This window comes from Alphaproteobacteria bacterium 33-17 (assembly GCA_001897445.1).
GTDB lineage: Bacteria > Pseudomonadota > Alphaproteobacteria > Rickettsiales > 33-17 > 33-17.
In genome coordinates this window covers 214,947-226,314 of record MKSX01000027.1, presented here as the reverse complement: position 1 = coordinate 226,314, position 11,368 = coordinate 214,947, and the positions used below count along the sequence as shown (strand labels likewise).

Annotated in this window: 6 protein-coding genes; 3 read left to right on the top strand and 3 right to left on the bottom strand. The window is 33.8% G+C overall.

Features of this window, described 5'->3' with window-relative positions; genetic code table 11:
* Positions 1–71: 71 nt before the first annotated feature.
* Positions 72–929, bottom strand: a complete 858-nt coding sequence (locus BGO27_05880) for a hypothetical protein (protein OJV12247.1) — start codon at positions 927–929, stop codon at positions 72–74.
* A 213-nt stretch (positions 930–1,142) separates the two neighbouring features.
* Between BGO27_05880 and BGO27_05875 the strand changes: the two genes are divergently transcribed.
* From BGO27_05875 to BGO27_05865, 3 genes are all read left to right on the top strand, one after another.
* A complete protein-coding gene (locus BGO27_05875; protein ID OJV12246.1) occupies positions 1,143–3,941 on the top strand; it encodes a hypothetical protein in 2,799 nt (932 codons plus the stop codon).
* Between the two features lie 169 nt (positions 3,942–4,110).
* Positions 4,111–5,364: an MFS transporter gene (locus BGO27_05870; GenBank protein ID OJV12245.1), complete on the top strand. Its 1,254-nt coding sequence runs from the start codon at positions 4,111–4,113 to the stop codon at positions 5,362–5,364.
* 118 nt (positions 5,365–5,482) lie between these two features.
* Complete coding sequence (locus BGO27_05865; GenBank protein ID OJV12244.1) at positions 5,483–7,423, top strand: acetate--CoA ligase; 1,941 nt, start codon at positions 5,483–5,485, stop codon at positions 7,421–7,423.
* Positions 7,424–7,915: 492 nt separating this feature from the next.
* Here the strand turns inward: BGO27_05865 and BGO27_05860 are convergent, their stop codons facing one another.
* Both BGO27_05860 and BGO27_05855 read right to left on the bottom strand, forming a co-directional pair.
* Positions 7,916–10,183 (bottom strand): outer membrane protein assembly factor BamA, encoded by a 2,268-nt coding sequence (locus BGO27_05860; protein ID OJV12243.1) that lies wholly within the window; start codon positions 10,181–10,183, stop codon positions 7,916–7,918.
* Positions 10,180–11,298: a hypothetical protein gene (locus BGO27_05855; protein ID OJV12242.1), complete on the bottom strand. Its 1,119-nt coding sequence runs from the start codon at positions 11,296–11,298 to the stop codon at positions 10,180–10,182. Before BGO27_05855 ends, BGO27_05860 begins: the two co-directional genes overlap by 4 nt.
* Between the last annotated feature and the right edge of the window lie 70 nt (positions 11,299–11,368).

Genomic DNA, 11,368 nt, shown 5'->3' with positions numbered 1-11,368 from the left:
GTTGTACATTTCATATAAAATGCACTACTAAAAATAAGTGATTGATATATATAAAATTTCTTGAAAAATGATTAATATTTCTCAATTAATAATTTTCTTTTAGCTTTATTTAAATGTAAATTTGCAAGAGCCATCATTTTATCGCCACCAATATGATTGCGAATTTCTTGCATTTCCTGTTTGCTAACAGCTACAGTTTTATCGCAAACAGCTATTAATGAGATTTTATCATCAATATTTATAATATTTGAAATTGTGCCAACTTTTTGTGTTGTAAGCGCAAGGCCATACTCAGGTCTAAATTCTGTTAGATTTAAGTTCTGTTTAATAATCTGCAGGTTTTTATCTTTTAACCCAGATAAAGTAGAGCATGTTTTTTTACTGTGGCTAATTTCAGAAAGTTTAGACTGATTATCGGCGGTATTATTCGCAACAATAGTGATAGTATTAAACTTGTACGAGTTAGGATTGGTTACAAGGCTTTTAATTTCGTTATCTGTTATTTTAACTTGAGGCTTTATGTGCTGATATATGATTTTTTGCCATAACATTTGAGTTTCCAGGTGGTCTCTAACGTGTGCAGGATCAAGCCCTTGGGATTTGATAAAATTATTAAAACCACCTTTTGGTAATTTATTTTCTTCTTCTACAAACGCAATTGACTTAGTTTTTTCGTCATTATCAAGCTCGATTTTAAGGCGTTTTCCTTCTTTTTTATAAGCATATTCATTAATAATTTGCTCAAGAGCTATTGAAAGAGCCTGAGGTTTAGGAATTCGCTGAAATTCGGGATTTATAACATTTAGCATATGAGTGCGTTTTAACACATCATTTTCGGTAATAACTTTTTCATCAACGCGTGCCACAACATTAGCTGAATATGCAGTGTGACTAGTAAAAAGAACAGATAATAAAATAAGTGATTTCATAGTTTTAACATTCCAATATTTAAGTATTCATTAGATTAGCAACTAAACTTATAAAAGCAACTACAAAACTATAGTATCAGATAAATGTGTAAGATATATTAATTAAGAATTAAGATGTCGGTTGAGCGTTAAGAAGCGCTTAATTAATCTATGGTTGACAATAGGTAAATAGTATGTTTTTAATTTCGAGATTTATTAACAACTGGAGAAGGTATGTTTGATTTAGGATTTAAAATATCATTTGCTGATATGATGGTGGTGCTATTTTATTTAGTAGCAACACTTGCATGGGGTATGATTGCGGGCAGAAATGTAAAGACAATTAAGGATTATGCAGTAGGTGATGGAAAGTTTATAACTCCTGTCTTGTTTGCAACCATTGCTGCAACATGGATTGGTGGTGGTTCAACACTTAGCATGACTGAGAAAGTCTTTAAATTCGGTATTTGTTACATCTTTATTTTCTTTTGTGAAGGTGTTTCGATGTTTGTTCTGTCTGAGTTTTTTGCCAGAAAGATTCATAAGTTTAAAGGGCTGATTTCAGCAGGTGAATTAATGGGCGAGATGTTTGGTAAAAAAGCAAGAATTATCACAGGTATTGCAGGGTCAATTAATGCTGCTGGTGTAATTGGCGTACAGATTGCAGGTATGGGTTATATATTCAATACTTTCCTGGGCATGGACCCATTCCATGGCGCGGTACTTGGTTGTGGTATAGTTGTGCTTTATACTTCGTTTGGAGGTATTAGAGCCGTTACTTATACTGACGTAGTACAACTTGCGTTTCTAGTGGTATCTATTCCTATAGTTTGTAACATTGGTTTAAGTAAATTAGGGGGATATACAGGTCTTATTGAGCGTTTACCAAAGGGTCATATTTCATTCTTCCCTGGCGGCGCTATGCCTGACTGGAAAGTGATTTATTATATGGTATTATTCTGTGTTCCATTTATCAGACCCCAATTAATTCAAAGAATTTTAATGGCACGTGATGCTGAGTCTTGCGTAAGATCGTTCAGATATTCGGGCTTTATGTTATTCCCTTTCTATGCTGTAGTTGGTACTGTAGGATTAGTAGCATTTGCTCTTAACCCTGAAATTAAACCAAGTAATGCATTTCCATATGTTGTAACTGAACTTATGCCAGATGGCGTTAAAGGTCTTGTACTTGCAGGTCTTGTGGCGGTTATAATGTCTACAGCTGATTCACAGCTTAATACTGCAAGTATCAGTGTTGTACATGACGTTTTAAAGCCGCTTTTAGGGCGTGAACTAAAGGCAAAAACAGAGCTGATTTTAGCTAAGCTTACAACTTTAATATTTGGTGTTGCGGCGATTATTGTAGCAACAAGCAGCAAGAGCTTAATCGACCTTATATTTAGCTTCATTAACTTTTGGGGTCCTGTTGTAACATTCCCATTAATGTTTGGTGTTTCAGGTATGAGAGCAAGTCAAAAAACCTTCTTAATTTCTGGTGCTGCAGGTTTTGGTACATTCTTAGTATTACTTATTTGTAACTGGGAACAGTACGTTCCGATTGAAACATTAGTACCATCATGTTTAATGAATATTACTGTATATTTAACACTTTACTATAAAGAAAAACGCGCGGAAAATAAACCCGAAATATTACCTGCTGAAGTTGTTCATAAACCAAGCAGATTTTTAAAAATGCTGAGGGTTTTTAAAATAGCAAACTTACCTAAAATGGCATTAGAATTTTCATCGTCAAGGGTAAAATATTATGGTGCGCAGTATATAACTTTTGCAGCATTTGCAGTGCTAAACTATTTACTTCCTTATTTTATGTGGACGCCTCCGCATGAGATGGAAAACCTTGGTGTTGAGCTTACATTAAGGGTTATTTCTGGAACACTTTGTGTGGTTTTAATGATGAAAGACTATTTAAGTGAAAAAGTTCGTAAGTATTTGCCTGTTTACTGGCACTTTACACTTATGTTCTGTTTGCCTTTATACACAACCTATATGTTCTTAGAAAACAATGCTTCAACTATCTGGCTTGTAAACCTTGCGCTTAGCTTGTTCCTGCTTTCAGTGCTTGTTGACTGGATCAGTTTTTGTATTCTTTTCGTAACAGGAAGCTTCCTTGGTTATCAGTTATTTGTAATATCGCATGATGTAGCGAGAAGCCTTCATTTTACTGCGGATACATACTTTATTACCGTATATATTACACTCTTCTCAATATTAATTGGTGCGTTATTTTCTCGTAAAAAAGAATATAGTCAGCAGCAGTTTATTAGTGTTCTAGAAGAAAAAATTGAAGAAAGAACACAAAGTTTACAGTCTGCACTTAGTGCTAAACATGAGTTTTTAAATAACTTAAGTCACGAAATCAGAACTCCTGTGCATGGTGTGTCTTCATTCTCTGAAGTGCTGCGTGAAAACTGGGATGGTATGGATGATGCAGCTAAAAAAGAAATAGTAACAAAACTTAGCAATGCATCAGATAGACTTTATGAATTTGTTGAAGATATTTTTGATATTTCAGGCTTTATAACAGGCAAGAAGATTGCTAATCAAAAAGAAGTATATGTATCGAAATTACTTAATGACGTTGTAAGTAAATTTGAAAACATTGCCGAGAAACTTAATTATAGTATTTTTGTTGATGGCAAAAATGATGCTATGTTAAGCTTAGATAAAACTCTTATTTCAAAGGCATTTAGTAATATTATTGATAATTCAATAAAATTTGGTGGTATTGATAATAATATTGAAATTACTATCGATAAGGTTCAAATGGACTTTGGAAATGGTATGACAAAATATGTAAAAATTAGTTTCAAAGATACTGGTATTGGCATACCTGTTAATGAAATTGAAAATGTGTTTACACCGTTTTATCAGTCAAGCCGCACTAAATCTAAAGCTGGTGGCAAAGGATTAGGACTTGCTGTGACTAAGGAAATTATAGAAGCTCATGATGGTAAAATTTGGGCTGAAAAAGTTCCAAGCGGTGCTGAAATAGTGGTATTATTACCTGAATAAGCTGGCACTTAAAACCCTGAAAAAAGCGCAAAATTCACTTTTGCGCTTTTTTGTTTTTAAAATTTTCAATTCATAGTTTAAAAATAACCTTGACTAAAGTTATAAAATACTTTTTTTATTAAATATACAGTCTTATTTTCAGGGCTAAAATTTTAAGATAGGGTGTCACATGAGAAAAGTGGTAACAGCGGGTATTATTGGTAACGCTTTAGAATGGTATGATTTTGCATTATACGTTCATTTCATAGAAATTATTAGCCGCCTTTATTTCCCTGCGGAAGACGCTTTCTTATCAAAAATGGCAACCTATGCAACATTTGCTGCCGGCTTCTTCATGAGACCACTTGGTGCTATTTTATTTGGGTATATTGGTGATAAATACGGCAGAAGACTTGCTTTATCAATTTCGATTTTGACAATGGCAATTCCTACAGCATGTATTGCAATTCTTCCAAGTTATGCTGAAATAGGCATAATTGCGCCTATTTGCTTAGTAGTTATCAGGCTTTTACAAGGGCTATCACTTGGTGGTGAGTTTAGTGGATCTATTGCGTTTGTTGTTGAGCATGCACCTGACCACAGAAGAGGCTTAGCAGGAAGTACTGCAATGTTTAGTATGAATCTTGGTATTTTAGTTGGATCTGCTGTTGCTGCAATGTTTGCAAACGCAATGTCACCTGAAGCATTTAATAGCTGGGGATGGAGAATTCCATTTGCTATTGGTTTAGTAATTGGTTTCATTGGTCTTTATATTAGATCAAACTTACATGAAAGCCCTAAATACGAAAATGCTAAAAATAATGGTGAGATTGCAAAAGCTCCAACAAGAAAAGTATTAAAGGAATATCCAAATCAGTTAATTACTGCTATTTGCTTATATTTAACTGTAACTGTGCCTTTCTACACTTTTGTTAGCTTCATGAAGAATTTCATGACATCAGTTGCACACAAGCCAATTGAACAGGCATCTGTTATCAATACTGTCACTATGCTAATTGCTACTGCGTTTATTCCAGTAGTGGGGCATTTATCAGATGTGATTGGCAGAAAAACTGTAATTAGAATGGGCGCGCTTGGATTCTTGTTTTTATCATATCCATGCTTTATTTTACTACAAAGCGCAGACTTCTTTCCTGCATTCTTAGGGCAGCTGGTATTCGGTTTATTAGTATCGCTTTATATGTCACCAATTCCTACAATTTTAGTGGAACTTTTTCCTACAAGCGTAAGATACACAGGCGTTGCACTATCATATAATATTTCCGCAGCTTTATTTGGCGGAACTGTTCCAATGGTTGCAACATATTTAATTGAATATACTGGTGTAAAAGAGTCATTAGCATTCTATATTATGACATTCTCTGTAATATCGATGATTGCCATATATTACCTAGAAGATCGTAGAAAAGCAGCTTTGGCATAGTTTTAGTAATTGGATTTGAATCGTAATATGCGTCATTTCCTCACTCATATAGGAATAACTACACATCGTTCGTTATTCCTAAACTACAATCCAACTGCAATTACTATATGGTACAGTTATGACTGAGATTTTTCATGTAAATTCTGATATTGAACAAAAAGCACATATAAGCCGCAAACTTTATGACGAAATGTATAAAGAATCGGTGGAAAACCCTGAAAAATTCTGGGCAAATGCATCTGATATTGTATCTTGGTATAAAAAACCAACAAAAATTAGCGATGCAAATTTCAGTGAAAATGACCTACACATAAAATGGTTTGAAGATGGTACTTTAAACGTTTGTTATAATTGCGTTGATCGTCATTTAAACAAGCATGGCAATAAAATTGCATATTATTTTGAAAGCGATGATGGCAGTAAGTCAAAGTCAATAACTTATAATGACTTATACAAGTCTGTTGTAGAAGTAGCTCTTAAATTAAAGGCTGTTGGAGTGAAAAAAGGCGATATAGTTGTTATATACATGCCAATGACTTTAGATGCGATATATACAATGCTTGCATGTGCAAGGATTGGAGCGGTAATTTCTGTGGTATTCGCAGGGTTTTCTCCCAATGCTCTTAAAGACCGTATTTTAGATACTAAGGCAAAATATATTATAACTTCAGATGTATCACATAGAGCTGGTAAAAAAGTGCAGCTTAAAGCCAGCGTTGATGAAGCTATAAAAGATACGCAAATAGAAAAGGTTTTAGTATTTAAAAATTCTGAAGTTGAAATTAAGCTAGGTTCCAAAGATATTCTAATGGAAAGCATTCAGGTTGATAGCAATGCAAATTGTGACCCTGAACATATGAATGCTGAGGATCAGCTATTTATTCTGTATACATCAGGATCAACCAATAAGCCAAAAGGAATAGTTCATACTACAGGTGGCTATCTAGTTTATGCGGCGATGACTCATAAATATATATTCGACTATAAACATGAAGACGTATACTGGTCAACAGCAGATATCGGCTGGATAACAGGGCATTCATACGTGGTTTATGGTCCACTTACAAACGCTGCGACTTCAGTTGTATTTGAGGGTGTTCCATCTTATCCTGATTATTCAAGAATTTGGCAAATAGTTGATAAATATAAAGTATCAATTTTATATACCGCCCCAACATTAGTTAGAAGCCTTATGAAAGAGGGTGATGATTTTGTTAAAAAAACCTCACGTAATACTTTAAGAGTGCTGGGTTCCGTTGGCGAACCTATTAACCCCGAGGCATGGCTATGGTTATATAAAGTAGCAGGTAATTCACGTTGCCCAATAGTAGATACGTGGTGGCAAACTGAAACAGGTGGTATTCTGATTACACCGTTAATTGGAGCAAGAGATTTAAAACCAGGTTCTGCAACCAAACCATTTTTTGGTGTTGAGCCAGTGTTATTTGATAACGAAGGAAAAGAGGTTATCGGAAGCGGCGAGGGTAATCTTTGCATTAAAAATTCATGGCCGGGTCAGGCAAGAACAATTTTAGGCGATCATAATCGCTTTTATACTACATATTTTGCATCATTTAAAAATACGTATTTTTCTGGTGATGGCGCTAAACGTGACGCAGATGGATATTACTGGATAACAGGTAGGGTTGACGATGTTATAAACGTTTCAGGTCATAGAATTGGTACAGCTGAAGTCGAAAGTGCATTTATAACCCACGCAAAGGTCGCAGAATCGGCTGTAGTAGGATACCCACATGAAATTAAGGGGCAGGGCATATTTTGCTATGTGGTTTTAAAACAAGGTTTTGAAGCTGATGAGAATTTAGGCAATCAGCTTAAAGCATGGGTGCGCAAAATATTAGGTGCTATAATAACGCCTGATATTATTTTAATATGTGCAGATCTTCCTAAGACAAGGTCAGGCAAAATTATGCGCAGAATATTGCGGAAAATTGCTGAAGGTGAATATAGTCAAATAGGTGATACTTCAACTCTTGCAGATCCTAAAGTGGTTGAAGGCATTATAGAAATGCATAAAAGATTGTCATTGATAAAATAATTTTATCTAAACTCACATTATAAAATTAAAAGACTATATTATAGATTCGTAATTTGTAATTATGTGCGGCGTTGCTTCCTCACTCATGTAGGTTTTACTACGTGTCATTAGTTGCTTCTTGCACCTTAATAAAATAAAAAATATAAATTTTGCTACATGTTCTCATTATTTCTGTGAAAATTCAACCTAATTGATTTTAAGCATAAACTTTGTTGTGTATTAAAGTGTGTCTGAAGGCAGAAAATACTCTGGTGCTATATTTATAAAAGCAACTAAATTTCTATATAGGTATGAAAATTTAGATTATTTTCTTAAATATTATCAAAAGAAAGGACTACAAGTTTAAAAAAATTATGCGGAAGAATTTTTATTGTTTTTCGCCATATAAAAAATTACATAACAATGCTTGGCATTGTCTAAATATAAGCGCCACATTGAATTCTAACTATACTACCATATGGCAATTGATCCCGCATAGTAGTATAAATATAATTAAAACTCAGATAAAATTGAGAATCTGAACTTTCTTTCTTTATCAAAGTGTTCTTTCTTAAACGGATTTGCAAGGCTTACAGAAATAGCACCTGCTGGTGAATTCCATATTAAACCTGTACCAAACGATGCTCTAAGGCGGTTAGTGTCGTTAACAGAGCTTCTTGTACCAAATGCATAATTTTTATAATCAAGTTTATAAAGTGAACCAAAGTCAGAGAATACTAAGCCTTTAACATCAAGCTCTTTTGGAAGACCGATAGGGAAAGAAAGCTGGGCTTTAGCACTATAGAATGCATTACCACCAAGTGCTTCTCCTGTAGTTTTATCTCTTGGACCAAAGCCATAATCTTTGAAGCCTCTAACTGTGTCGCCACCTAAGAAGTATCTTTCTGTTGCAAGAATCTTTTTGTCTCTGATGGAGTTTACCTGACCTGCACTTGCTGTAAGTTGTAAAACTACGTCCTCTTTGTAAACTGGAACATATGCAGAAGATTTAAATTCATGTCGCATAAATGCAGTAGAGCCACCAAGCCCCGCAAGATCCTGTGATAAAGATATATTTAAGCCTTTAGTAGGGTAAACTTTACTATCTAATGTATTAAAGTTAAATCCATGACCGATTACAGATAATGTATTATCACCTTGTTGCTCACGTAATAAAATAGACGCATTATTATCAAGGTCACCAATTTTCTCTTTACGTATTTTGTAATATAAAGCATGCGATAAATGATCTGTTAAGTCATATCCAGCTCTTAGGCTAAAGCTTCTGGTATGGCTTGTGAAACTACGTTCTTTGCTTTTATCTTTAAATAAGTTGTCGGCATCAAACCCAGTTGATAAGTCATAATCTAAAAAGTATGGCTCTGTAAAATTAAGCTCGAAATCAGTATCACGCTTAGTTTTAGTAGCTGAAAGTCTGATTTTTTGACCGCGACCCGTGAAGTTACTTTCACTATAAACAATTTTAGCAACCGCACCCTGTAAGTCAGATATACCAACAGCAAAGTTCATAGAACCTGTTGATTTTTCTTTTACTTCAACATCAATGTCTACTTTATCTTCCGATCTTTCAAGTGGTTTAATATCAACTTCAACTGTTTCAAAGAAATCTAGGTCTTTAATTTTTTGTTCAGCAGCAGTAATTTCTGAAGCTTTAAATGCATCACCTTCTGTCACCTTCATTTCACGTCTTATAACTTTATCATAAGTGCGAAGGTTGCCTTTAATATTAATTTTATTTACGTAATATTTAGGTGCATTTCTAATGATCAATTTTATATTAATGGTGTCTTCTGTTTTATCCATCTCTGGCTCAACGTCAACAAAGGCAAAGCCCTGATCCCCTAAGTAATCAGTAATTTTTTGAGTTATATCTTCAATTTCAGTATTGTCAAAAGTGGAGCCTTTTCTAACTTTTGCAAATTTTTTGAGGTTCTCAGCATTAACAGCTTCAATTTCACTTTCAATCGATATATCGCCAAATTTATATTGCTTACCTTCGTTGATGATAAACGTTACATCAAAGCAGTTTTGGTTAGAATCAAGTTCTACTACCGGAGTTTTTATTTCAACATCGGCGTAGCCTCTGGATTGATAGAATCTGGTGATCAGTTCTTTATCGTAATTTACTTTATCAATATCAAAGCTTGGACCTGTACTGAAAAAACGGAAGAGGGCATCTTCCTTAGAGTTTATGACATCTTTAAGTTTACCATTGCTAACAACACTGTTGCCTACAAAATGTATATTACCAATTAAAGTTCTTCCGCCTTCTGTAATTTCGTAAACTAAATTCACTTTATTACCAGGAAGTTCAATAATTTTCGGATGAACTTTTACTGCGTAACGGCTTGTCTTTTGATATAAACGCTGGATAGTTTCAACATCTTTTTGTACTTTAAGAATATTGTATATAGAGCGTTCACTAAGAATAAGTTCAGGCAAAATCTCTTCGTTTTTAATCCTGCGATTACCCTCAATAACAAGGGTATGAATCATTGGATTTTCTTCAACATTGATGATTGTATCATTTGCAGAATTGCTTGCCGAAATTTTCTTAAAAAGACCAGTTTCATATAGCTTTTTAATTGCAATATCAATTTGACTTTCATCAAGTTTAGCATTCCTGTTAGCAACATTAATGCCGCCATGAACTAGAATAGTATCAGCGTCAACCCGCTTGTTACCCTTAACAATTACGCTTGCGTAACAGTTTGCAGATGTGCTGAGTAAAGATAATAAAATAATGGTGCGTTTAATCATAACAATTTCGTTATTAATCCTAAAATATCGTTATATGTTGTAAATATAAACAAACTTATAATAATAGCAACACCAACTTTTAAGGCATAGCCACTTATTGCTTCTGAAATGTTTTTCCCTACTACCGACTCTATTAAATATAACGCAATATATCCGCCATCAAGACCAGGGATTGGAAGTAAGTTTACAAATCCTAAGTTAACCGAAAGTGCTACTATAAATAATAAAAATCTTTCAAAACCTGCTTGTGTGGATTTTCCTGAATATTCTGCGATTTTAATAACCCCGCCAATTTCCTTAGGGCTTCTATCACCAAGTAAAATCTGGCTTAAGCCTTTATATGTTGAGGTAATCATATTTACAATTTCATGTGCGCTTTTTTGTAAATTTTCAACAATTGATAGCTTACGTTTTTGTGGGCTGCTGTTAATAATGCCAAGCTTTGGGATTTTAACTTTATAACCAGCAACGTCGGTTATTTCGTCAAATTTTGGCTTAACTTCAATTATTCTTTCCTTATTATTACGCTCAATTTTGAGCTTAACGGTATCACCTTCAGGGGTTAGAAAAATATGATTTTGAATATCTGAAAAGTTTTTCACTACTTCATCATTTACTTCAAGTATAATATCACCTGCTTTAAGTCCTGCTGTTTTTGCAGGGTATTTATCAACAACGTTACCAATTTGCGCAGGAAAATATGTATATCCATAAATTATATGGATTAAAAATAGCAAAACAAACCCTAATACAAAGTTTGCAAAAGGTCCTGAAAATACGATAAATATACGTTCTGGAATTGATTTGAAATCAAAGGCGTAGCTTTTTTCTACTTCACTTAAATTTCGGGCATTATATTTTGATTCTGATAGAAATTCATTTTGACCAAATAAACTTACGTATCCGCCAATAGGTAAAATGCAAAACTTGAATCTTGTGCCGTTTTTATTAAACCAGCCGAAAATCTCTTTGCCCATGCCAATTGCGAATGCCTTTACCCTAACGCCAACTATTAAAGCAGCTTTATAATGACCATATTCATGAACAAAAACTATTATAGTAAGTATTACTATAAATGATAAAATATTGTGTATTAAATTAAAAAATAACTCCATATAACCTACTGTAATTATGACAAAAATTACAATAAATAAAATTTATGCAAAATTCAAGTATTTAAAATCG

Excerpts from the sequence above, each read along its gene's own strand:
- BGO27_05880 (OJV12247.1), bottom strand. The coding sequence starts at position 929 with ATGAAATCACTTATTTTATTATCTGTTCTTTTTACTAGTCACACTGCA.
- BGO27_05875 (OJV12246.1), top strand. The coding sequence starts at position 1,143 with ATGTTTGATTTAGGATTTAAAATATCATTTGCTGATATGATGGTGGTG.
- BGO27_05870 (OJV12245.1), top strand. The coding sequence starts at position 4,111 with ATGAGAAAAGTGGTAACAGCGGGTATTATTGGTAACGCTTTAGAATGG.
- BGO27_05865 (OJV12244.1), top strand. The coding sequence starts at position 5,483 with ATGACTGAGATTTTTCATGTAAATTCTGATATTGAACAAAAAGCACAT.
- BGO27_05860 (OJV12243.1), bottom strand. The coding sequence starts at position 10,183 with ATGATTAAACGCACCATTATTTTATTATCTTTACTCAGCACATCTGCA.
- BGO27_05855 (OJV12242.1), bottom strand. The coding sequence starts at position 11,298 with ATGGAGTTATTTTTTAATTTAATACACAATATTTTATCATTTATAGTA.